General features: G+C 68.6%; 19 protein-coding genes. 4 read left to right on the top strand and 15 right to left on the bottom strand.

Annotated features, from left to right (window positions below; genetic code table 11):
• Window position 1 precedes the first annotated feature (1 nt).
• From fadD32 to glf, 9 genes are all read right to left on the bottom strand, one after another.
• The gene (fadD32, locus tag EJK91_RS08215) at window positions 2-1912 is read right to left on the bottom strand and encodes a long-chain-fatty-acid--AMP ligase FadD32 (RefSeq protein WP_046301118.1); all 1911 of its coding nucleotides are present in this window, start codon (window positions 1910-1912) and stop codon (window positions 2-4) included.
• 467 nt (window positions 1913-2379) lie between these two features.
• On the bottom strand, window positions 2380-3342 hold the full coding sequence (gene culp6 / locus EJK91_RS08205; protein ID WP_024442549.1) for a carboxylesterase Culp6: 963 nt from the start codon (window positions 3340-3342) through the stop codon (window positions 2380-2382).
• 379 nt (window positions 3343-3721) lie between these two features.
• Window positions 3722-4615, bottom strand: a complete 894-nt coding sequence (locus tag EJK91_RS08200; protein WP_125078655.1) for an alpha/beta hydrolase-fold protein — start codon at window positions 4613-4615, stop codon at window positions 3722-3724.
• A 170-nt stretch (window positions 4616-4785) separates the two neighbouring features.
• Entirely contained in the window at window positions 4786-5778 is a 993-nt protein-coding gene (locus tag EJK91_RS08195; RefSeq protein ID WP_444850804.1) for an esterase family protein, read from the bottom strand.
• A 276-nt stretch (window positions 5779-6054) separates the two neighbouring features.
• Window positions 6055-8079 (bottom strand): flagellar motor control protein ZomB, encoded by a 2025-nt coding sequence (zomB, locus tag EJK91_RS08190; RefSeq protein ID WP_125078653.1) that lies wholly within the window; start codon window positions 8077-8079, stop codon window positions 6055-6057.
• Entirely contained in the window at window positions 8057-8980 is a 924-nt protein-coding gene (locus tag EJK91_RS08185) for a decaprenyl-phosphate phosphoribosyltransferase (RefSeq protein ID WP_046301988.1), read from the bottom strand. Before EJK91_RS08185 ends, zomB begins: the two co-directional genes overlap by 23 nt.
• Entirely contained in the window at window positions 8977-9549 is a 573-nt protein-coding gene (locus EJK91_RS08180) for a phosphatase PAP2 family protein (RefSeq protein ID WP_241178650.1), read from the bottom strand. Before EJK91_RS08180 ends, EJK91_RS08185 begins: the two co-directional genes overlap by 4 nt.
• Window positions 9546-11441 (bottom strand): glycosyltransferase, encoded by a 1896-nt coding sequence (locus EJK91_RS08175; protein ID WP_125078652.1) that lies wholly within the window; start codon window positions 11439-11441, stop codon window positions 9546-9548. Before EJK91_RS08175 ends, EJK91_RS08180 begins: the two co-directional genes overlap by 4 nt.
• Entirely contained in the window at window positions 11438-12640 is a 1203-nt protein-coding gene (gene glf / locus EJK91_RS08170; protein ID WP_164517909.1) for a UDP-galactopyranose mutase, read from the bottom strand. The genes EJK91_RS08175 and glf overlap by 4 nt, the downstream gene beginning before the upstream one ends.
• A gap of 276 nt (window positions 12641-12916) precedes the next feature.
• Here glf and EJK91_RS08165 point away from each other — a divergent pair, with 276 nt between their 5' ends.
• Both EJK91_RS08165 and EJK91_RS08160 read left to right on the top strand, forming a co-directional pair.
• Window positions 12917-13795 carry a hypothetical protein gene (locus EJK91_RS08165; RefSeq protein ID WP_036458105.1) on the top strand — a complete coding sequence of 293 codons (879 nt, stop codon included), beginning with the start codon at window positions 12917-12919 and terminating at the stop codon, window positions 13793-13795.
• A gap of 169 nt (window positions 13796-13964) precedes the next feature.
• Window positions 13965-15698, top strand: coding sequence for an N-acetylmuramoyl-L-alanine amidase (locus tag EJK91_RS08160; RefSeq protein ID WP_024442827.1), 1734 nt, complete (start codon window positions 13965-13967; stop codon window positions 15696-15698).
• A 60-nt stretch (window positions 15699-15758) separates the two neighbouring features.
• Here the strand turns inward: EJK91_RS08160 and EJK91_RS08155 are convergent, their stop codons facing one another.
• From EJK91_RS08155 to EJK91_RS08140, 4 genes are read right to left on the bottom strand one after another with little or no spacing between them, the layout of a single operon-like run.
• Window positions 15759-16589 (bottom strand): Cof-type HAD-IIB family hydrolase, encoded by an 831-nt coding sequence (locus EJK91_RS08155; protein WP_024442826.1) that lies wholly within the window; start codon window positions 16587-16589, stop codon window positions 15759-15761.
• Window positions 16589-17383 carry a lysophospholipid acyltransferase family protein gene (locus EJK91_RS08150; RefSeq protein ID WP_024442825.1) on the bottom strand — a complete coding sequence of 265 codons (795 nt, stop codon included), beginning with the start codon at window positions 17381-17383 and terminating at the stop codon, window positions 16589-16591. Before EJK91_RS08150 ends, EJK91_RS08155 begins: the two co-directional genes overlap by 1 nt.
• Before the next feature lie 3 nt (window positions 17384-17386).
• Window positions 17387-18163 carry a lysophospholipid acyltransferase family protein gene (locus EJK91_RS08145; protein ID WP_125078650.1) on the bottom strand — a complete coding sequence of 259 codons (777 nt, stop codon included), beginning with the start codon at window positions 18161-18163 and terminating at the stop codon, window positions 17387-17389.
• A gap of 7 nt (window positions 18164-18170) precedes the next feature.
• The gene (locus tag EJK91_RS08140) at window positions 18171-18959 is read right to left on the bottom strand and encodes a lysophospholipid acyltransferase family protein (RefSeq protein WP_125078649.1); all 789 of its coding nucleotides are present in this window, start codon (window positions 18957-18959) and stop codon (window positions 18171-18173) included.
• Between the two features lie 83 nt (window positions 18960-19042).
• Here EJK91_RS08140 and EJK91_RS08135 point away from each other — a divergent pair, with 83 nt between their 5' ends.
• Both EJK91_RS08135 and EJK91_RS08130 read left to right on the top strand, forming a co-directional pair.
• Entirely contained in the window at window positions 19043-20602 is a 1560-nt protein-coding gene (locus tag EJK91_RS08135) for an MBL fold metallo-hydrolase (RefSeq protein WP_125078648.1), read from the top strand.
• Complete coding sequence (locus EJK91_RS08130) at window positions 20599-20937, top strand: hypothetical protein (protein WP_125078647.1); 339 nt, start codon at window positions 20599-20601, stop codon at window positions 20935-20937. The genes EJK91_RS08135 and EJK91_RS08130 overlap by 4 nt, the downstream gene beginning before the upstream one ends.
• 19 nt (window positions 20938-20956) lie before the next feature.
• Here the strand turns inward: EJK91_RS08130 and EJK91_RS08125 are convergent, their stop codons facing one another.
• Both EJK91_RS08125 and EJK91_RS08120 read right to left on the bottom strand, forming a co-directional pair.
• Window positions 20957-22513: a phytoene desaturase family protein gene (locus EJK91_RS08125; RefSeq protein WP_024442820.1), complete on the bottom strand. Its 1557-nt coding sequence runs from the start codon at window positions 22511-22513 to the stop codon at window positions 20957-20959.
• Between the two features lie 67 nt (window positions 22514-22580).
• Window positions 22581-23165 carry a TetR/AcrR family transcriptional regulator gene (locus tag EJK91_RS08120; protein ID WP_125078646.1) on the bottom strand — a complete coding sequence of 195 codons (585 nt, stop codon included), beginning with the start codon at window positions 23163-23165 and terminating at the stop codon, window positions 22581-22583.
• Window positions 23166-23212 lie beyond the last annotated feature (47 nt).

Here is a 23212-nt window from a genome sequence, read left to right as displayed (position 1 = left end):
GTTAGACCTCGTCGGGGTAGGCGTTCGGGCCGGTGGTGCCGCCGCGCAGGCTGCCGTCCAGGTAGGCGGCCCGGCAGGCGCGGCGACCGATCTTGCCGCTGGAGGTACGCGGGACGGTGCCCGCCGACACCAGCAGCACGTCACGCACGGTCACGCCGTGGCGCACCGCGATCGCCGCCCGGATGTCGTCGGCGATCGGTTGATATTCCAGCTTGTGGGCGCCCGGAGCGCGCTCGGCGACGATCACCAGCTGCTCGGAGCTGTCCTCGGGGTCGAACTTCAGCCCGGAGTGCGGGTTGTCGAAGGCCGACTGGGGCAGCTGGTTGGCCGGCACCGAGAACGCCGCGACGTAGCCGGCGCGCAGCGCCCGGCTGGCCTCCTGCGCGGAGTACTCCAAGTCCTGCGGGTAGTGGTTGCGGCCGTCCACGATCACCAGGTCCTTGACGCGACCGGTGATGTAGAGGTCGTCCTTGTAGTAGGCGCCGTAGTCACCGGTGCGCACCCAGAAGCCGTTCTCGTCGGAGCCCTCGGCCCGCGACGGAGTGGTGCGCGACTTGAGCACGTTGTGGAAGGTGTCGGCCGTCTCCTGCTCACGGTTCCAGTAGCCGACGCCCATGTTGTTGCCCTGCAGCCAGATCTCGCCGATCTGGCCGTCGGGCAGCTCGGCGCCGGTCTCGTAGTCGACGATCACCGCCCACTGGTCCACGGACACCCGGCCGGCCGAGGCCTGGCTGACCGCGTTGGGGGCGTCGGCGGAAACCTCGACGAACCGGTTGCCGTTGTTGAGCTCCTCGCGGTCGACGTAGACCACGCGCGGTCCCTCGTCGGGCGGGGTGGTGGAGACGAACAGGGTGGCTTCGGCCAGACCGTAGGACGGCTTGATCGCCTCTTCACGGAAACCGTACGGGCCGAAGGCCTCATTGAACTTGCGCACCGAGGCCGCCGACACCGGCTCGCTGCCGTTGAGGATGGCCCGGACGTTGCTCAGGTCCAGCGGCGGGTCGCCCTCCTTGGGCAGGCCGCGCGCGGCGGCGTGCTCGAAGGCGAAGTTCGGGGCCACCGAGAAGCACTCACCGGTCTCGCCTTCCTTGCGAGCCATCTCCTTGATCCACCGGTAGGGCCGGCGCACGAACGCCGCCGGAGTCATGAAGGTGAACTGCTGGCCCATCACGCACGAAAGCAGGATGGTGACCAGGCCCATGTCGTGGAAGAACGGCAGCCAGGTGACGCCCCGGTCGCCCTCGCGGCCCTTGAGCGCGTCCAGCAGCTGGACGACGTTGGTGGGCAGGTTCAGGTGGCTGATCTTCACCCCGGTCGGGGTGCGGGTGGAGCCGGAGGTGTACTGCAGGTAGGCGACCGCGGACCGGTCTGCCTCGGGCATGACCCAGGTCGACCCCACCTCGTCGGGCACCGCGTCGACCGCGATCACACGCGGCCGGGCGTTGGCCGGGCGGCTGCGGAAGAACTTCCGCACGCCCTCGGCGGAGTCGGTGGTGGTCAGCACCGCCGACGGGGTGCAGTCGTCGAGCACCGCGTGCAGCCGGCCCACGTGGCCCGGCTCGCCCGGGTCGAACAGCGGCACGGCGATGCGGCCGGAGTACATGATCCCGAAGAACGACACCAGGTAGTCCAGGTTCTGCGGGCACAGGATCGCCACCCGGTCGCCGGGCTCGGTCACCTGCTGCAGCCGGGCACCCAGTGCGCGGTTGCGGGCGCCGAAGTCGGCCCAGGAGATCTCACGAGCTACGCCATCGCGCTCGGTGGAGTAGTCCAGGAAGCGGTAGGCCACCTTGTCGCCGCGCAGCGCAGCCCAGCGCTCGACGGTGCGCACCAAGTTGGCGTTGTCCGGGAACCGGATCTTGCCGTCCTTGACGAACGGGTTGTGGTAATTGGCCTGTGTTGCCGGGGCCATGCAAAATCTCCTGTCGCGAACATGCGTGCTCATCAGCTGCCGGGCGCGTGTGGCCACGCCGCTGCGTTACATCGCGCGGGCCCGGGACCTGACAGATGGTAGTGGTTGCCTGAACCCCGACGACGCGCTGCTGCCCCGCGGCCACGGACCGCCGCTCTTAAATTGCTCTTAATGTTAGAGGTCGGTGCGGTCCATGCCAAATCAAACGGTACCGCGTGTGTCGCCGGTCTCCAGGTCACAAGGCGGTCCCAGCTTCGCCTCTCCTTCGTCGAGCCTCCCTGAACCGCCGGGGGTCACAAGGCGGTCCCAGCTTCGCCTCTCCTTCGTCGAGCCTCCCTGAACCGCCGGGGGTCACAAGGCGGTCCCAGCTTCGCCTCTCCTTCGTCGAGCCTCCCTGAACCGCCGGGGGTCACAAGGCGGTCCCAGCTTCGCCTCTCCTTCGTCGAGCCTCCCTGAACCGCCGGGTCTCAGCCGTGCGGCGGGCGTGGCGCGTTGTCGACCAGGTCACGTGCCCAGTTCAGCGTCCACTGAGTGGCGGACAGCCCGTCGTGGTCCCAGAACTCGGTGGTGCCGTACAGCGCGTGCACCGGCTGACCCGCCCCGCCCGCCAGTGTCTCCAGGGTGGCGGGCAGTTTGCCGATACTGAACGCCTCTTGCGGCGCGGCGCAGATCAAATCACCGCGCGCGCAGATCTCGTTGGTGCGCTGGGCGAGATCGCCGAATCCGCCGTCGCGCGCACCGGTCATGGTCAGTCCCATTCCGGACAGGATCGGCAGTTCGTGCAGGGTGACCTCGGCACCTTGTCCCGGCGGGGTGGGCGGTACGTCGATACCGCTGCCCGGCCCGACCTGGCGCCGGCCGTCGGCGATCAGCGTCACGCCCAGCACCAGGTCCTCGTCGACCGGGCCGCGGCCATTACCGATGTCGCTGGCGACATCTCCGGCGATCACCGCACCCTGCGAAAAACCGATCAGCACGTAACTGGTCAGCGGGCAGCGGTCGTTCATCTCGGTCAGCGCCTTGACGGTGGCGCGGGTGCCTTCGGCCCGGCTGTCGTTGTAGCTCATCTGCTTATCGGCCGACAACGGATTGTGGAACTGCGCGGTGTAGGGAACCGTGTAGGTCTGCACCCGAGACGAATCGAACTGCCCGGCGATCGGGCGGGTGACGGTGAGCAGCAGCGCTATGGGGAACTGCGTGGGGTTCAGCGGGTCATCGCTGGGCGAGGTCTCCCAGGTGCCGGGTACCGACACCAGCTGCACATCCGGGCAGCTGGCGTCCTGGTAGGCCGGGCGTGGCTTCTTGGTCCGCGTCGGCACCGAACTGGTCGACGGGACGCCCGCTCCGGGCTGCTCCGCGAGCGGGGGTGAGGCCGGGCGCCGAATCCAGATCACCACTGCGACGATCACCAGCGCCACCACGAGCGCCATGGCGCCGGCGGCGATCCAGGCGAGGACGCGGCGGCGGCCAGCCGGGGACTTGCGAGGAGATTTCGCGGATTTGCGCGGGGTTCTCGATGTCTTCTTCTTGGCCATATCGCCTTTCACGGTACAGATCGGCGACGGCAGACACTGACTCTGCGTCCAGGGCGGTACCTACCCGCGGTTTCCCGCCGTAGACGCAGTGTCAGCGCACTGTGCTGATGGCGCGGACCCGCTTCGACCGGCTGGCGCCGCCCTCGCGATCCGCGCTAACTAGCGGATTGCTCGGCCCAAGCGCGATCCCGCGTCGCCCGGCTGACGCCGCGCTAGCGAATCGCTCGACCCAAGCGACCCAAGCGCGATCCCGCGTCGCCCGGCTGACGCCGCGCTAGCGAATCGCGCCGACGATGTCGCCGGCCATGGCGCCCAGCTGCGACGCCCACGATCCCCAGCCGTTGTCACCGGCAGAGAAGTCGAAATGCCCGTTCTTGCCGCGCACCTGCCGGTACTGCGAGTTGAAGTACCGCCCACTGCCGGCGGCCTGCGCCGGGTCACCGATCATCGCGGCCGGGTTGGAGGCGCCACCCAGCGGGGCGTAGACCCAGACCCGGGTGTTGTTCTGCGCCAGCAGGGTGGCGTGCACGGTCGGGTCGTGCCACTTCCAACGGCCGAGCTGGGGTGCGCCCCACATGCCGTAGGGGTCCACCCCGCCGAAGTTCTGCAGGCCCGCGGCGATCACACCGCCCTCGGTGGTGTTGGCCGGCCCCAAGAAGCCTGACATCGAGCCGGCGAAGCCGAACCGGTCGGGGTGGAAGGTGGCCAGCGCCAGGGCCCCGTAGCCGCCCTGCGAGGCGCCGACCACGGCGTGACCGCCCGGCGCCAGGCCCCGGTTGGCCGCCAGCCAGTCCGGCAGCTCACTGGACAGGAAGGTGTCCCACTGCTTGCTGCCGTCCTGCTCCCAGTTGGTGTACATGCTGTAGGCACCGCCGGCCGGAGCGACCACCGAGACGCCCTTACCGGCCAGCGTGTTCATCGCGTTGCCCGCGGTCACCCAGTTGCTCAGCTCGGGGTGGGCGTCGAACGCGTCGAGCAGGTACACCGCGTGCGGTCCCTGGTTGAGGAATGCCACCGGAATGTCGCGGCCCATCGACGGCGACGGGACCATCAGGTTCTCGAACTGTGCGGCGTGCGCGCCCGGGCTCACGATTGCGCCGCCTCCCCACAACCCCAGCATCAGCACGGCCACGCACAGCGCCCGCAGCAACTTCGACAGTCCGCTCATATCCACCTCGCTCGTCGGCACAGATTCTCCGATGTTTCCACCCGCTGGTCACGCGCCCTGACCCCGGGAGGTAGTCAATCACACGGCACTCGCAAGCAGGGCGGGAAACGACCGACGGCGGCGACCCATCAGGTCGCCGCCGTCGGCGGTACATCTTCAGCGTTGGGAGACTACTCGCCCGAGCTGCTGCTCGCGCCGCCTCCCGGCGTGGCGCCCAGGTGGCTCTGCAGGTCAGGCTTCATGGCCTGCAGCTGCTGACCCCAGTACTCCCAGCTGTGCGTGCCGTACTCCGGGAAGTTGAAGATCGCGTTGTTGCCACCGGCCGCGGTGTAGAGCTCCTGGAACTTCTTGTTCGCACCGATCATGAAGTTCTGCTCGAGGAACACCGCGGGGATGTTGTCGCCGCCCAGCTCGTTGGCCTTGCCGTTACCGCAGAAGACCCACAGCCGGGTGTTGTTGGCCACCAGCTTGTCGACGTTGACCGTCGGGTCGTTGCGCAACCAGGCCGGGTCGTTGTCGTCGCCCCACATGTCGTTCTTCTTGTAGCCGCCGGCGTCGCCCATGGACAGGCCGATCCAGCCCTTACCGGTGGACGGGTTCAGGTAACCCGACAGCGAGCCGGCGTAGGTGAACTGGTTGGGGTGGTAGATCGCCAGCGTCATCGCCGACGAACCGGCCATCGACAGGCCGACCGCGGCGTTGCGACTCTGGCTCACGCCGTACTCCGAGGCCAGGTAGGCCGGCAGCTCGCTGGTGAGGAAGGTCTCCCACTTGTAGGTGGAGCAGCCCGCCTTGCCGCAAGCCGGCTTGTACCAGTCGCTGTAGAAGCTGGACTGGCCGCCGACCGGCATGATCACCGAAATGCCCGAGTTCAGGTACCACTCGAACGCCGGGGTGTTGATGTCCCAGCCGTTGAAGTCGTCCTGGGCCCGCATGCCGTCCAGCAGGTACAGGCCCGGGGAGTCCGAGCCCCCGCTCTGGAACTGGACCTTGATGTCGCGGCCCATACTCGCCGAAGGCACCTGCAGGTACTCGACCGGCAAACCGGGCCGGGAGAACGCGCTCGCTTCGGGGGTACCGCCGACGGCACCGACCAGTCCCGCCAACAGGGCCGCGCCACCGGCGACGACCATCAACCTGTCAAGCAACTTCATCCTTGGCATCCTCATTCATTCGTTGCCGTACTTTGCTCATAGCGTGGCCCGACTCGGACCCGATCTGTGCGTACCAACGCGACAGTGCCGGTGTAGTCAACCACAAAATGTCGGAAATCCAAGACTCGGGGTTCACCCATTGGATTCGCCTACTCGCTAAATGCCTGATTCTGTGACGGTCGCGCTCGATCTCGATCAGGGGCATTCGAGCCGGTGGGAACCGGCTCCGCGGATGAACACGCTCAAGCAGCAATGACGTCCGTCACATTTTGGCGGGATCCGCACTCAGGGGAGCTCCGGCGGCATCCCGGTATAGGTCGCTCGGGTCGGTTCGGGCACGGCCAGTCCGCAGCGGATCAGTTCGTCGCGCGGGACCCGCTCGATCCGGTAGCGGGTGAAGCTCGGCGAGTGCAGCACGTTGGACAGGAAGCGGCGCGGGCCCATCGGCGCACGCACCGAGCCCAGCACCGCCGCGGTGTCGGGGCAACGCAGGGCCGCCTCCGCCTGGGCGATCCAGTCCTGGTCCAGGTAGCCCGGGATCAGCGGGTACCACTTGACCCACGGGCCGTCGGCCACCACCCAGTCCCGGAACAGGTCCTTGTCGTGGCCGATCCGGCCGTGCTCCAGCCGCTCGGTGTGCGCCGCGATCGGATTGATCAGCCCGATCTGGTCCAGCACCCGCACGTTAAGGCCGGTGTTCATGCCCAGCATGCCCATGTTGGTGAAGAAGACGGTGTGCGGCCCGGTTCCGCCCGGATCGGGATCGGCCGGAACGCCGATGCCCGGGGGTACCGGCAGGATGACCGGCACCACGTCCCACTGGTCGTAGTTGCCCGACGGCAACAGCAACGCCCCGTCGGGAGTGGCGGCGATGGTGGTCAACACCGCACGCATCCGCGGGTAGCCGAGGTAGTCCGCGGCGGTCAGCGGGTGGGCGTTGCCGGTGGCCTGGGAGTAGAACCGGCGCTCGTCGACGATCCCGGAGTAGGTGACACGGGTCGCGTCATCACCCATCCCCGGCGAGTTGGCTGCCCACAGCGCCCAGCCGGCCACCGCCAGCCACAGCAGGCCTACGGCACCGCTGAGCGGCAGGCTTGCTTCGCGGCGATACCGCGCGCCGTCGGGCAGCAGCAACGGAATGACCGCCACCGGGGCCAGCATGCAGAACAGCGGGGCCAGCAGCACCCGCCCGTGCATGAAGTCGCCGCCCTGGCGCACCCAGTAGGCCGCCTGCAGCAGTCCGCTGAACACGAAGAAACACACCACCGCACCCGGGCTCTGCACCAGTCGGGCCCACGGGCCGACGCCGGGCGGCACCGGCCGGCGCGGCCGGTAGCGCACGGCGGCGCCCACCCACAGCGCCGCGCCCAGCGCCACCAGCAGCACCGCGGGCACCCACAGCGCGTAGGGCGCGTTGAAGTTGGCCAGGTAGATCATGCCCTGCGACCACTTGTCGCCGGCAGCGTCTTTGGCCAGCGCGGTCCCCGGCACCAGCAGGCCGTAGTAGCCCATCCGGAAGATCTGATACGCCACCGGCAGCGCGCCACCGGCCACCAGGATCAGCGCGCGCGGCCGCCACTCGGCCGCCGTGATCAACAGCATGACAAGCGCACCGCCGCCGATTAGCGCCAGCTCGGGGCGAACCAGCACACTGCAGCCGGCCACGAAAGCCAGGCATGCGGTGAAAAGCGTTCCGCGAGCGCGGGATCGGGGCATCCGCAGCGCCTGCGACCAACAGACCAGCATCCACCACAGCAGGCCCAGGTAGGCCAGCACCAGACCGGCCTCCAGGCCGGAGGTGGCGAAGTCTCGCGCCGGCGGCAGTGCGATGTAGACCAGCGCCCCGGCGGGCAACAGCAGCGCGCGGCGGCCCTGCAGCCCAGGCGCGTAGAGCCGGGCGGTGCCCAGCATCAGCATCGCCACCCCGGCCAGGCTCGCCGCCAGCGCGAAGACCAGCGCCACGTACTCCATGCGCACCGGCCCACCAAGCCAGCTGCCGAAATACATCAAATAGGTCCAGGCCGTCGAGGTGTTGGCCTCGACGCGCTCCCCGACGTTGAACACCGGGCCGTTGCCGGCCAGCAGATTGCGCACGGTGCGCAGCACGATCAGGCCGTCGTCGGAGATCCAGCGCCGCCGCCACGCCCCGATGCCGAACATCAGCACTACCAGCGCCACCCCGGCCCATGAGCTCAGCCGCACCGAGGGGCTGTAGGAGACCGCGGGCCAGCCCAGCGGCCGGACCCGGGGGTCCGGCGCTCTGCCGCTCGTGGCCCCCCGGGACGAACTAGCCGAAGGCGACGGCAGCACCGATGGTTCCGATCCAGGCCAGCGCCGCCAGCTGCAGCACCCGATCACGTCGCAGGATGTCCTCGGCTTCGCCGGCCATGCCACCGTCGACATCGACGGCGTAGCGCAGCACCCCGATGACGATCGGAATGATCGACACCGCGAACCACGAGCCGGAACCGCTGTCGCGCTCGAAGGCGTACAGGCTGTAGCAGACCAGCATCGCGGTGGCCGACGCCGTCCAGACGAAACGCAGGTAGGTGCCGGTGTAGTTCTCCAGCGACTTGCGGATCTTGGCCCCGGTCTGTTCGGCCAACTGCTTCTCGGCGTAGCGCTTGCCGGCCACCATGAACAGTGACCCGAACGCCATGACCAATAGGAACCACTGTGACAGCGGGATGCTTGCGGCGACGCCACCGGCGATAGCCCGCAGCAAGTACGCCGACGACACGATGCAGATGTCCAGCACCGCTTGGTGTTTGAGCCCGAAGCAGTACGCCAGCTGCATGGTCAGATAGATGGCCATCACCAGCGCCAGATTCGGCGTCAGCCACCAGGAGATGCCCAGCGAGCCGCTGCCCAGCAGCACCGCCAAGGCGTAGGCCAGCCCGACCGGCAGCACACCGGCCGCGATCGGCCGGAACCGCTTGGTGGGATGCGCCCGGTCGGCTTCCACATCACGGGCATCGTTGACCAGGTAGATCGCCGAGGCCGCCAGGCTGAACGCGACGAACGCGATCAGCGACTTGCGTGCCAGATCGGCGTAGTCATAGTGGATGCCGCCGCCGAGCGCCGCCAGTGGGGCCGCGACCACCAGGACGTTCTTCACCCATTGGCGGGGCCGCATGGCCTTGATCACCCCGGAGAGCAGGTTGGCCGGCGGTCCGAGTTCTGACACTCGATCTTCAGTTTCTGCGCTCATGCCGGGTCTCCCGAGTTGTCCAGGCGGATCGCGGCTGCGGCGACGGCGGCACCGATCAGCGCGCCGGCGGCAACATCGCTGGGGTAGTGCACCCCGAGCACCATGCGCGACAGCGCCATCGGTGGCACCAACACCGCGGGGAGGACCCCGCGCCGCAGACCGGCCGCGCGGCCCAGCAGGATGGCCGCCGCTGCGGTGGAGGTGGCGTGCGCCGAGGGGAAGCTCAACCGGCTGGGCGTGGCGACGTTGACCGCGATCGCCGGGTGATGGGGCCGCTCGCGGCGCACGATGCGCTTGATGACGACCGCGGCGGCGTGCGCGGCGAATGTCCCGGCGCCGGCCAGTAGCCAGCTGCGGCGGCGCTGCGGCTGGAGCAGGGCGCCGAGCCCCGCTACCGCCAGCCAGCCCAGGCTGTGCTCGCCGAAGTGCGACATCGTCCGGGCCACCGGCAGCACACCGGGGCGACCGGTCAGTGCCGACTGCACCGCCACCAGCACGGCGTCCTCGCCGTGCGGGGGTACCGAATCATCCAGGTCCATGCGGTCGGGGGCGCTGCCGAGTTCGGTCATGACGTCGTGGCGCCATCGGGAAGGAGCACCGTCTCCCACTGCTGTTTGCTCGCCAGTGTGGGCAGCGCCCGGCGGTAGGTCCGGCGCAACGCGTCGAACCGCCGTGCCAATTCGTATTGGCGGCGCAATGATTCGCGCAGCAGCGAGAACATCTTCTCCCGGTCGCGTTGCCGGTAGACCACGCCGCGGCCGTCGGCGGTGGTGACAGTGACGCCGTCCTGGGTGCACAGCAGGAACCAGCGGGCGTCCTGGGTGGGCACGTTGAGCTGCGGGCGCCGATGATGCTCGGGCTCGGTGGCCTTGAGGTTGTGCAGGATGCCACGGGCCAGCCGGTAGCCGATGGTCAGCGGCTGCACGGGGGGCCGCATCGGCTTGCGGCGCTGCGAGGGGGCAGGCAGCTCACTGGCCGCCGGCAGCACCACCGCATCGGGATAGGTCTTGCGCAGCGCGTGGATGTCCGGCAGCGCCGACTCCAGGATCGAGAAGATGTGCTCGGGGCCGGCCATGAAGTCGTCCAGCGCCTTGTTCTGCACGGCGACTGTCGAATACTCCAGGCAGGCAAGGTGTTTCAGGGTGGCCTTGAGGTGGCTGCGGATCAGCCCGGAGATGTTGCCGTCCCAGTGCAGGGCCGCCACCATCAGCCGGTTGCGCAGGTGGAAATACGCCTGCCAGTCGATCGCGTCGTCTTTATCACTCCAGGCCATATGCCAGATGGCCGCACCCGGCAGGGTGACGGTCGGGTAGCCGTGCTCGCCGGCCCGGATCCCGTATTCGGCGTCGTCCCACTTGATGAAGGACGGGATCGGCTGGCCGATCTCCTCGGCAACGGCGCGCGGGATCATGCACATCCACCAGCCGTTGAAGTCGACGTCGATGCGCCGGTGCAGGTCCGGGGACTCGGCCAGCGGGTCGGTGGCGAAGTTGTGGTCGTATTCGGTGTGCGGGGCGTTGGTCCACATGAAAACGCCCGAGTCGACGACCTCACCCATGATGTGCAGGTGCGAGGGCTCCTGCAGGTTGAGCATGTGTCCACCGATGAGGGTGGGCGTCTTGGCGAACCGGTTCAGCGCCAGTGCCCGCAGGATCGAGTCCGGCTCGATGCGGATGTCGTCGTCCATGAACAGGATCTGTTCGCAGCCGGTGTTCTTCAGCGCCTCGTACATGACCCGGCTGTAGCCCCCGGACCCGCCGAGGTTGGGCTGGTCGTGCATCGACAGCCGGTCTCCCAGGCCGGCGGCGGCCGCGGCGAAGCCCGGGTGGTCGCGAACTTTGCGGTTGCCCTGGTCGGGCACGATGACCGCGCTGATCACCTCGTCGACATCCGGGTCGGAGGTCAGCGCGAGCAGCGCGTTGACGCAGTCGTCGGGCCGGTTGAAGGTCGGGATGCCCACGGCGATGTCAGCCCGCCCGGGGGCCTCGACCGGGGCGTACCAGCCGCCGCGGTCCAGCGTGACCGCGGTGTCGGTGGTGATGTCGAACCAGATCCAGCCGCCGTCCTCGAACGGCTGCAGGCCGATCTCGAATTCCACCACCGTCGGGGTGTCGCTGTTCTCGACCGACCCGAAAGGCTTGCCGTCCACCGCGATACGCGCACCGGTCGCTTTCGAGCGGTAGACGTCGACGCGCCCCGCCCCGGTCAGCTCCAGCTGCAGCACCACCGATTCGACGATCGACCAGCGACGCCAGTAGGACGCCGGGAAGGCGTTGAAGTAGGTGGCGAACGAGACTTCGGACTCCTCGCCGATCTCCAGGCTGGTGCGGGTGAGCGGGTGGGCCCGCCGGCTGTTGGTCTCGGATTCCTCGATGTAGAGCTTGCGCACATCCAGCGGCTCGCCCTGGCGAGGCAGGATGATCCGCGAAAGCCGGCTCACCGCGCGCGAACTGTCGGTCATGCCTTACTGCCCTCCCCCAGCGGCACCCCGTCGGACAGGTGCGGCGCCAGGACGTTGTCGTACATGTTCAGCGCACTGGCGATGGCCATGTGCATGTCCAGATATTGGTAGGTGCCCAGCCGCCCGCCGAAGAGCACCTTCGCGGTGTCCAGTTCGGCCTTGGCGCGTGCCCGGTAGGCCGTCAGCACCGCGCGGTCGGCCTCGGTGTTGATCGGGTAATAGGGCTCGTCGGCGTCGTCGGCGAACCGCGAGTACTCCCGCATGATCACGGTCTTGTCGGTCGGGTAGTCGCGCTCGGGGTGGAAGTGCCGGAACTCGTGGATACGGGTGAACGGCACGTCGCCGTCGTTGTAGTTCATCACCGGCGTGCCCTGGAAATCGCCGGTGTCGAGCACTTCGAGCTCGAAGTCCAGGGTCCGCCAGCCGAGCTTGCCTTCGGCGTAGTCGAAGTAGCGGTCCAGCGGGCCGGTGTAGACGACCGGGGCGGCGGGGCTGGCTGCCCGGAGTTCGTCGCGGACGTCGAACCAGTCGGTGTCCAGGCGCACCTCAATGCGCTCGTCGGCCGCCATGTTCTCCAGCCACGCGGTGTAGCCGTCGACCGGCAGCCCCTCGTAGGTGTCGTTGAAGTAGCGGTTGTCGAACGTGTAGCGCACCGGCAGCCGGGTGATGTTGGCCGCCGGGAGTTCCTTGGGATCGGTCTGCCACTGCTTGGTCGTGTAGTCCTTGACGAACGCCTCATACAGCGGGCGGCCGATCAGGCTGATCGCCTTCTCCTCGAAATTGGCGGCGTCGATCCCCGATATTTCCGAGGCCTGCTCGGCGATCAGAGCGCGGGCCTCGTCGGGGGAGAAATAGCGGCCGAAGAACTGCGACACCAGGCCCAGCCCCATCGGGAACTGGTAGGCCTGACCGTGGTGCATGGCGAACACCCGGTGTTGGTAGCCGGTGAACTCGGTGAACTGCCGCACGTAGTCCCAGACCCTCTTGTTAGAGGTATGGAACAGGTGGGCGCCGTACTTGTGGACCTCGATACCGGTCTGCGGTTCCGCTTCGGAGTAGGCGTTGCCGCCGATGTGCGGGCGCTTCTCGACGACGAGAACGCGCTTGCCGAGCTGCGTGGCTGCGCGCTCGGCGATGGTCAGGCCGAAGAATCCGGAACCCACGACAAAGAGGTCAAAACGAGCGGTCATCGGCGCCAAGGGTAGCCGACCAGCGCCCGCCCGCCTCGTCGGCGCCCCGCCGCCCCCGCTTGCACCTTGACTATCGCCCGCCGATTCCCGGCCACTCGGCGATCCGGGGACCTCAGAGCGCCGAGGAAGGGTTGGTAGCGGTTTCCTCACGATTCGATCTCGTCACTCTTTTCACACGAGTCACACGCGTACCGTCGGTCACGTAGGACAGATGCAAGTGCAGTGAGCGCCACGACGGCCCCGCGCAATGCGGCCCCGACGGCAAAACATATTGAGGAGACTTCCGTGCCGAACCGACGTCGACGCAGGCTCTCGACAACCATGAGCGCAGTCGCCGCCCTGGCGGTCGCGAGTCCGTTCGCAGTTGTCGCAGTATCCGAGCTGGCCGCCCGCAACAGCGCGCCCCAGCACCATGACTTCGTCGCGGCGTCGTCCGTGGCCGACCTGCCCGGTGAGCTGATCACCGCCCTCACCCAGGGCCTGTCCCAGTTCGGGGTGAACCTCCCGCCAGTGCCCGGTTTCACCAACGGAACCGCCTCGACCGGGATGTACCCCGGCCTGACCTCGCCGGGTCTGGGCACACCGGGCCTCACCGACCCGTCCCTGGGCGCGCCGGGCCTCACCTCGCCCGGGCTGGGCACACCGGGTCTCACCGACCCGTCGCTGACCACGCCGTCGCTGTCGACGCCCCCGCTGGGCACGCCGGGCGTGTCCACCACATCCGGCCTGACCACGCCCGGCCTGACCACGCCGCCGCTGACCGATTCCGGCTTGACCAGCCCGGGATTGACCAGCCCCGGCCTGACCAGCCCGTTGACCAGCCCCGGCCTGACCAGCCCGCTGACCAGCCCGGGATTGACCAGCCCCGGCCTGACCAGCCCGGACACCGGCCTGCTCGGGTCCGACGGTCTGCCGCTGACGTCGCCGGTGGGCCTGGACCCCGGCCTCGACGGCACCTACCCGATCCTCGGTGACCCGTCCCTGGGTATGCCGGAGACCAGCAGCGGTAGCGGTGGTCTGGTCAGCGACCTGATGAGCGCTGCCAACCAGTTGGGCGCCGGACAGGCCATCGACCTGCTCAAGGGTGTGGTGATCCCGTCCATCGCACAGGCCGCACAGGGCGCCGGACCGGCAGTCGCCGCCCCGGCCCCGCCGCTGCCGTAACCAGACACACAGCGGAGCTGTTCCGCCCAACGGCACCGCAGAGTCAGCCCGCACCCGGCGGGCACCGGAAGACTCTGCGGTGCCGTTAACAATTGCCCAGGAGCCGGCCGTTGTCGGTGGACGCGTGTCGCATCACCAACAACACAAGACACATACGTAACATCAGCACGTGCCAACCCGTCGTCGTCCCGCGCCGACGATCAAGCTGACCGCGTCTCTCGCGACCGTGCTGATCCTGCCGTGGGCACTGAATTCCGGGTCGGACTTCAAGCCGGTCGACGCCGCCAAGCGGCCCCCCAGCGCCGCCGCGACCAAGCTGAACCAGCAACCGCTGCCAAATCTGGAGCCGGGCGTCACCGTCCGCGAGATCACCCAGGACGAACCGTTCACCATGGTCGCGCTCACCGGCGCCGACCTGAGCGGCACCTCGGCACGGATTCGCGCCAAGCGCGCCGACGGGACCTGGGGGCCCTGGTATGCGACCGCGCACGAGACCAAGCAGGAGACACCGGGTCCACGGCCGGCCGATGCGCCCGCTCCCGGACCGGACGGGACCGAGCCGGTATTCGTCGGCCGGACCACGGCAGTACAGATCGCGGTGACCCGATCCGCACCGAACACCCCCGGCGATCCGGCTCGACCCACGGCCGGGGCCAACAGGCCGGCCACGACGAAGGACCCCGCCAAGTCCGGGCCGGCCCCCAAGAAGTCCACCCCGGGCGATCTCGGTTATGTACCGGCCACCGCCGCACAACCCTTCGCCCAGAACGTCTCCGCGGTGCTGATCACGCCGCCCAAAGCCCCGGCCGACGCACAGTGGCAGCCGCCCAAGGCGGTGCTGGGGCCAGGCCAGCCCCCCAACATCATTCCGCGCAGCCACTGGGGCGTGGGCGCCTACGGCCGGTGCGGCAAGCCCGTGGAGAGCGGCCCGGTGCACGCGGCCGTGGTGCACCACACCGCAGGCTCCAACGACTACTCCCCCGAAGACTCCGCGGAGATCATCCGGGCGATCTACGCCTATCACACCCGCACCCTGGGCTGGTGCGACATCGGCTACAACGCGCTGGTGGACAAGTACGGCCAGGTTTTCGAGGGCCGGGCCGGCGGCCTGACCCGGGGCATCATGGGCAGCCACGCGGGCGGGTTCAACAACAACACCTGGGGGGTGTCCATGATCGGCACCTTCGACGACGCGCCTCCCCCGCAGATCCAACTCGAGACAGTCGGCCGGTTGTTGGGCTGGCGGCTGGGTCTGGACCGCACCGATCCGCGCGGTATCACGCAGCTGGTCTCCGCCGGCGGCTCGTTCACCCATTTTCCGCGCGGTTCGTCGCTGACACTGCCCTCGATCATCGGCCACCGCGACCTGGATGCGACCGAGTGCCCCGGTGAGCAGGGCTACGCCGCACTCAACGAGATCCGGGAGATCGCCTCCCGGTTCAACGAACCGCCCGGGCCGGAAGATCTCGCCCGGGTGATGGAGGGCGGCGCCATCCACACCCGCTGGATGGAACTGGGCGGTGCCGAGGGCATCCTCGGCGCCCCGACGTCGCCGGAGGCGATCGGCGAGGGTTCCACCAAGTACGCCACCTTCGAGCACGGCGCGGTGTACTGGTCGCCGGAGACCGGCGCGCAGCCGATCACCGGGGCCATCTACGACGCCTGGGCTTCGCTGGGTTACGAGCGTGGCGTGCTCGGGTTGCCGACCAGCGCCGAGCTCGCCGAACCGGAATGGGTGGGGCAGAACTTCCAGCACGGCACCCTGAACTACAACCGGGCCAGTGCGACGGTCATCAGGGTCGTCGACGGCAACGCCGAGGAGCTGCCCCCGCCGCCCCCGGAGGGTCCGCCGGTGCAGCTCGAGCGCTTCTCCCGGGTGATCGACCCGTTCGGAGTCAGCTAACCGGCGTCGTGATGCGGCGCGGGCGGGAAGGTGCGAGAGGACTGCGCCACCGGCGCAGCGTCAACGCAGGTAGATCCGCTCCAGGACCCGCGCCAGGCCGTCATCGGTGTTGGGCGCGGTGATCTCGGCGGCCGCCGCCAGCACGTCGGGATGGGCGTTGCCCATCGCCACGCCGTGCCCCGCACGCACCAACATCGGCAAGTCGTTGGGCATGTCCCCGAACGCCACCACCTGCTCGATCCCGATCCCCAGCGGCGCGATCAGCTCCTCGATACCGCTGGCCTTGGTGATGCCCGCCGGCACCACCTCGATCAGCCCGTGATTGGTGGAGTAGGTGAGTTCGGCGGCCGTTCCGACATGCGCCTGCAGCTGCTCGGCCATGGCGGCGCTGGACATCCCCGCCTTGCGAATCAGCAGTTTGATCGCCGGCTGCGACAACAGGTCATCCAACGACACCTCGGTGTTGTCCGGGTTGAGCCAGGCGTGTTCGTAACCCGGCGAGCTGACGAACTGCGGGGTCGCCGCGTCGTGTGCGCTCTCGCCGATCCGCTCCACGGCCAGACCCGCCCCCGGGAGGGCGCGGCCGACGACCTCGGCCAGCTTGACCAGACTGTCGGCCGAGAGCGTGCGAGCCGAGACCACCCGGTCGGTGGCTGGGTCGTAGAGCACCGCCCCGTTGGCGCACACCGCCATCGGGGCGAACCCGAGCGCGTCGACCACCGGCGCGATCCACCTCGGCGGGCGTCCGGTCGCCAGTACGAAGCGGGCGCCGGAGTCCACCGCTGCGTGCACCGCATCACGCGTACGCGCGGTGATGTTCTCGGTGTCGTCGAGCAGGGTGCCGTCAACGTCGCTGGCGATCAGCGCGGGCGGTCCGCCGTGGAGCTGCATCAGCGCGAACTCCGCCCGGCCGGTGTCCAGCGCCGCGGTCCGCGGTGGGCCTGCTCGGCCCGTTTGCGATCACGCTCGGCTAACTCGGCTGCCCGCATCTCCAACGCTTCGGCCAGGGTGGGCGCGCTGCCGCCCAGCCGGCGCGGCACCCAGTGCGCCCCCGCCGGATGCGGATACTCCAGTTGCGCCTCTTCGAGCATCGCCGCCATCGTGTTCCTCAGCTCAGCGGTGGTCGCCGCAGCATCCGCGGTGGCAGCCATCGGCTCGCCGATCTTCGCCAGCACTGGAATATGGTTGCGCCACAGAAGCTTCGGGTGGTCCTTTGTCCAGACCCGGTGGATTCCCCAGACGATGACGGGGATCAGCGGAACGCCCGCGCTATGGGCCATCCGGGCAGCCCCCGTCTTGAACTCCCGCAATTCGAAGCTACGGCTGATGGTGGCCTCTGGATTCAGACCGACCAGCTCGCCTTGCCGCAACCGCGCCACCGCTTCGTCGTAGGCGCCGGCCCCGGCGGAGCGGTCGACCGGAATCAACTTGAGGTGCTTGATCACGAAGTTGACCACCGGGACCTCGGTCATCTCGGCCTTGATCATGAAGCGCAGCCGGCGGCGTCGCCGCAATGCCGCGATCGAGGCCGGAAACCAGTCCAGGTAGCTGGTGTGGTTGACGGCGAGCACCGCCCCGCCGCGCTCGGGAATGTGCTCCAAGCCCTCGATGGTCACATGCGGCCCGTTGGCGTTCGCCAGCCGCGGGACCACAATCTCCAGCGCCCGGAAGACGGGTTCTGCCATGATCTACTGCTCCGTGCCAGATGGGTCGGTTCGCCGGTCGCCTGCGCGCTTGCGCATCCGTTCCGCCAGCTCCTGCTCTTCGGCAACCCTAGCCTCGTCGGGAGTGGGCGCGCCGCCGCCGAGTCGCCGGGGCACCCAGAACTCGCCTGCGGGGTGCGGATATTCCTGCTGCACCTGAGCCAGCAGCGGCGCCATTCGCTCGCGCAATCGGGCGCTGAGCGCGGCGGCGTCACCGGACGGGGCCAGCGGTTCCCCCGCCAGGACGGTGATCGGGATGTTGCTGCGCACCAACCGCGCCCTCGGGTGGTCCTTGGTCCACAGCCGGTGGGCACCCCAGACGATCAGCGGGACGATCAGAACCTGCGCCTCCAGCGCCATGCGGGCCGCACCGGATTTGAATTCCTTGAGCTCGAAGCTGCGGCTGATGGTGGCTTCGGGGTAGACACCCACCACCTCGCCGGAGCGCAACGCGGTCACCGCGTGCCGGTAGGCGTCGGCTCCGGCCGCGCGGTCGACCGGAATGGTGCCGGTGTGGCGGATCAGATAGTTGACCACCCGCACCTGCTGCATTTCGGCCTTGATCATGAACCGCATCCGGCGTCCGCGGCGGTATGCCGCCAGTCCGGCCGGCAGGAAGTCCACGTAACCGGTGTGGTTGATCGCGATCACCGCGCCGCCCTCAGCCGGGATGTGTTCCAGGCCGAGGTAGTCGATCGCTGCGCCGGCGATCTTCGCCGCGCTCAGCGCCGTGAGCTCCAAGGCCCGAAATACCGGCTGCATGCCAGCTCTACTCCGCTGTGCCCGTCGGGCTCGGCGGCTGCTTCTGGCGGGCGGCCCGCTCCTCGGCCTTGCGCGCCGCTTCGGCGGCGTCGAGCTGGAGCGCCTCGGCGGGGGTGGGGGCGCTGCCGCCCAGGCGCCGGGGAACCCAGAACGCACCGGCGGGATGTTCGGGGTAGGCGTCCTGCGTCTGCTCCAGCAGGTGCTGCATCCGGGTCTGCAGCAGCGCGCGGAGCTCTTCGACCGGCAATGTCGGCGGTATCGACTCGCCGATGTTCACCGAGACCGGTATCTTGCTGCGGCCCAGTTTCTTCGGGTGGTCCTTGGTCCAGATCCGGTGGGCGCCCCACACGATGTGCGGGATGATCGGCACCTGCGCCTCGATCGCCATCCGGGCGGCGCCGCTCTTGAACTCCTTGAGCTCGAAACTGCGACTGATGGTGGCCTCCGGGTACACCCCGACCAGCTCACCGGCCTTGAGGTAGGAGACGGCGGTGGCGTAGGACTCCGCCCCCTGGCTGCGATCCACCGCGATGTGCCGGCAGCCGCGCATGATGGGCCCGCTGTAGCGGTTGTCGAACGTCTCCTTCTTGGCCATGAAGCGCACCCGACGCCGCGGCTTGCCGTCATAGGAGGCCACGCCGGCAAACAGGAAATCGAGGTAGCCGGTGTGGTTGATCGCGACCACCGCGCCGCCGGTGGCGGGCAGGTGCTCCCGGCCGGTGACGGTGATCTTCAAGCCCTCATAGCGCCACAGCGTGTGTGCAGCTACAGCGACAGTCCCGTACCAAGGCTCCACAGCGCCCAAGCCTAGGCGATGGGACGGGCCACGCCGCCGGTAAACTCCTCAGGGAGCTCTTTCAGCGTCGGGAGAAGGTACACGTGCAGGTCACCAGCGTCGGGCACGCCGGCTTCCGGATCGAGACCGCCGCAGGCAGCATCCTGTGCGACCCGTGGGTGAATCCGGCCTACTTCGGCTCGTGGTTCCCGTTCCCGGACAACTCGGCGCTGGACTGGGACGCTCTCGGCGACTGCGACTACCTCTACATCTCGCACCTGCACCACGATCACTTCGACCCGCGGCACCTGGCGGCGCACGTCAACAAGGACGCGGTGGTACTGCTGCCCGATTACCCCGTGCCCGATCTGCGTCGCGAGCTGGAAGAGCTGGGGTTTCACCGGTTCTTCGAGACCGCCGATTCGCAGCGACACACCGTGTCGGGTCCCAAGGGCGAGCTGGACGTGATGATCATCGCGCTGCGCGCCCCGGCCGACGGCCCGATCGGCGACTCCGGGCTGGTGGTCTCCGACGGCGTGACCACCCTTTTCAATATGAACGACTCCCGTCCGATCGACCTCGACGTGCTGCAGGCTTTCGACGCGATCGACGTGCACCTGCTGCAGTACTCCGGGGCGATCTGGTACCCGATGGTCTATGACATGCCGGCCCGGGCCAAAGAGGCGTTCGGCACCCAGAAGCGCCAGCGGCAGATGGACCGCGCCCGCCAGTACGTCGCCCACGTCGGGGCGACCTGGGTGGTGCCGTCGGCGGGTCCGCCGTGTTTTTTGGATTCCGAGCTGCGCTACCTCAACGACGACCACGGCGATCCGGCCAATATCTTCCCCGACGAGATGGTGTTCCTCGACCAGCTGCGCCGCAACGGCCATGACGGCGGGCTGTTGATGATTCCCGGGAGCACCGCGAGTTTCACTGGGGCGCAACTGGATTCGCTGGCACACCCGCTCCCCGACGCCGACGTCGAGGCCATCTTCACCACCGGCAAGGCGGACTACATCGCCGCCTACGCCGAGCGGATGGCACCCGTGCTGGCTGCCGAGAAGGCGTCCTGGGCGCCGGCGGCCGGTCCGGCGATGATCGAGCCGCTGCGCTCCCTGTTCGAGCCGATCATGGCCCGCAGCAACGAGATCTGCGACGGTATCGGCTACCCGGTGGAGCTGGTGCTGGACGGGGAGGGCCACACCGAGACGGCGGTGCTGGACTTCCCCAAACGGATGGTGCGCGAGCCGATTCCCGGCGAGAAGTTCCGTTACGGCTTCGGCATTCCACCCGAACTGGTGCGGACCGTGCTGCGCGACGGCGAACCGGACTGGGTCAACACCATCTTCTTGTCCACCCGGTTCAGGGCGTGGCGGGTCGGCGGTTACAACGAGTACCTGTACACCTTCTTCAAGTGCCTCACCGTGGACCGGATCGTTTACGCCGAAGGCTGGTTCGGCGAGAGCCACGACGACTCGGCAACCATCACCCTGGGCGACTGGCAGGTTCAGCGTCGCTGCCCGCACATGAAGGCCGACCTGTCGAAGTTCGGGGTGGTCGAGGGCGACATTCTGACCTGTAATCAGCACGGCTGGGAATGGGATCTCAAGTCCGGCCGCTGCCTGACTGCCAAGGGCCACGAATTGCGTTGCGAGAAGCTGTGACCGGCGGCTCCTACGACGACGGATTGGTCGTCCTGGATCGCCGGGCGATCACGTTGCGCCGTTATCACTTTCCTTCCGGTACCGCGAAGGTGATCCCGCTGTCGGCGATCCGCGGTTACCGCGCAGAGCCGCTGGGCATGCTGACCCACCGGTTCCGGATCTGGGGCAGCTCGGATCTGCGGCGCTGGCTGCCGCTGGACATCAAGCGCCCGACGCGGTCCGCCCTGATCACCTTGGATCTGCACGGCGACCCGTGGCCGCAGCCGGCATTCACCCCGGCGGACCCGGACACGTTCCGAGCACTGCTCGACGAGCTGCTGGCGGCGCAGCGGTAATCGCCGCCCGCCGTGTCGCTCAGCGGTCGGCCAACACCTGGTGTGCGGCGTTGTAGCCCGGGATGAACGTGATCCCCGGCCCGCCATGACAACCCGCGCTCCCCAGATACAGCCCTGCCACCGGTAACGGCTGGCCGAGAAAGCCGCGCGGCCCGGGCCGGTTCGGGCCGATCTGGTCGGGATTGAGCAAGCCATGGCAATAGTCGCCGCCGGGCGCACCGAACATGGTTCCCATATGCCGCGGGGTGAAGGTGGTGTGCCGAGTGATGCTGCGCTCGAAATTCGGCGCCAGCCTGGTGATCTTGTCGATCACCCGCTGCCCCATCTCGACCTTCATCTCGCCGTAGTTGCCGTCTCCCTCGATGGGGAACCACAGCGCGAACGCCGACGCGGCGTGCTTACCCGGCGGGGCCAGCTCGGGATCGTGCAGCGACGGGATCTGCAGCACCACGGTCGGGTCGGCCGGGACGATACCGCGACGCGCCTCCTCCCACTGCTGCTGCACCTCTTCGGGCGTGCAGAAGATTCCCAGCGAAGCCTGCATGGCGGGGTTGTTGAGCGCCTCGTAGGGCGCGGTGAACACCGGCGCCTCGTCCAGCGCGAAATGCATCTGCAGGTAGCTGCCGCGATGGTCGGTGCGGGCGTAGCGGGCGCGCACGTCCTCGGGGACCGAAGCCGCGTCGAGCAGTGCGGTGACGGTGATGTCGGGGGCGATCGCCGACACCACCACCGGTGCGTGCACGGTGTCGCCTGCTTCGGTGCGCACTCCGGCCACCGCCCCATCGGCGACCAGGATCTCCGCGACCGCGGCGCGCAGCCGCAGCTGTCCGCCCAGGCCGGTGAAGGTGTCGCACAGGTGCCCGGTGAGTGCGCCGATTCCGCCGCGCAACTTTTTCATCAGCACGGTGTTCTCGTCGGGCACACCCAGGCCGAAGGCCAGCGCCGCGGCACTGCCCGGGGTGGCGGGCCCGCGGTAGAGCGTGTTGACGGCCAACACGGTGAAGGAGCCGCGCAGCGCCGCGTGCTTCTCCCGGTCGGGCAGGTAACGATCCAGCACCTCGGTGACCGAGCCGAACAGCATGTCGTCAATAGCTGATCGCTCGAATTCATTTGCGGCGCAGGCATACATCTCGTCGAGCGATTTCGGCGCCCGACCCGCCTCGAAGCGGCCCAGCGCCCGGGTGGGCGCCTGACTCCAGGCCAGCAGGCCGGCCATGCCGTTGACCGCCTCGGCACCGTGCACCTCACTGAGGTGGGTGAACAGCTTCATCGGGTCGGTGTACTGGATCAGCGGGTCGTCGCCGACGCCGCGCATCGCCACCGACATGACCTCGAGGTCGATGCTCTCCAGTCCGTCGAGGCCCAGCTCCGCGCTGACCGCGGCCGACGTGGGGAACTGCACCGAGCCGGCGATCTCGAACCGATAGCCGTCGAACAGTTCGACCGTGGACGCCATCCCGCCGGCGTAGCGCCCGGCCTCCAGGCACACCGTGCGCAGTCCGGCGCGCTGCAGGATGAGCGCCGCGGCCAGGCCGTTGTGTCCGGCGCCAATGACGATCGCGTCGTAATCGGTCATCCATGGGCCCCTTCCCGCTTTCGGGGAACGCTGGCACGAGCGGGTAGTTTTGTCAATATTGACGGAACTAGAGATCGGCCAGCGAGTCCAGCGCGGTACGGCACATTCGGGCCAGCTCGGCCAGCGAGCGGTCCGCACCCAGCATCCAGACCTCCATCGCGGCGAACACCGCAGCCGCGATGCAGCGAGACGTTACGGCCACACGCAGGGGATCGGGCGCTGCTTTGGTCCCCGTGGCCCGCAGCCGCTCGGCGACCGCGTCCGCGAAATCGGTCTCCACCTGCCGGATATGGCGCACGATCCGCTCCGGATCGAGTTCCTCGGCACGCAGCGCGGCGATACGGGTCACCGCCTCGACGTCGTAGGGGAACGCGAAGATCGCCGCCTGGACCGCCTCGATCATCGGCTCGGCCGGCGGGCGGGCGGCCAGCGCGCTGCGGAACCACTGCAGTCCGGCGTCGTAGTCGGCGAACAGCAGGTCGTGCTTGGAGGTGAAATGCCGATAGAAGGTCCGCAGGGACACCCCCGCGTCGGCGGAGATCTGCTCGGCGGAGGTGTCCTCCACGCCCTGCGCCAGGAAACGGACCAGTGCGGCCTGGCGCAACGCCTCGCGGGTGCGTTCGCTGCGGGCGGTCTGGGGCGCTCTGGGCATGCCGGTTAACGTACCCCAGCACCGGCGCACCAAAATTGTCATTATTG

It is taken from the genome of Mycobacterium sp. P7213, from assembly GCF_900604305.1.
Lineage (GTDB): Bacteria > Actinomycetota > Actinomycetes > Mycobacteriales > Mycobacteriaceae > Mycobacterium.
Note: the sequence above shows the minus strand (reverse complement) of the source record. Positions and strands in the feature narration are given on the sequence as shown.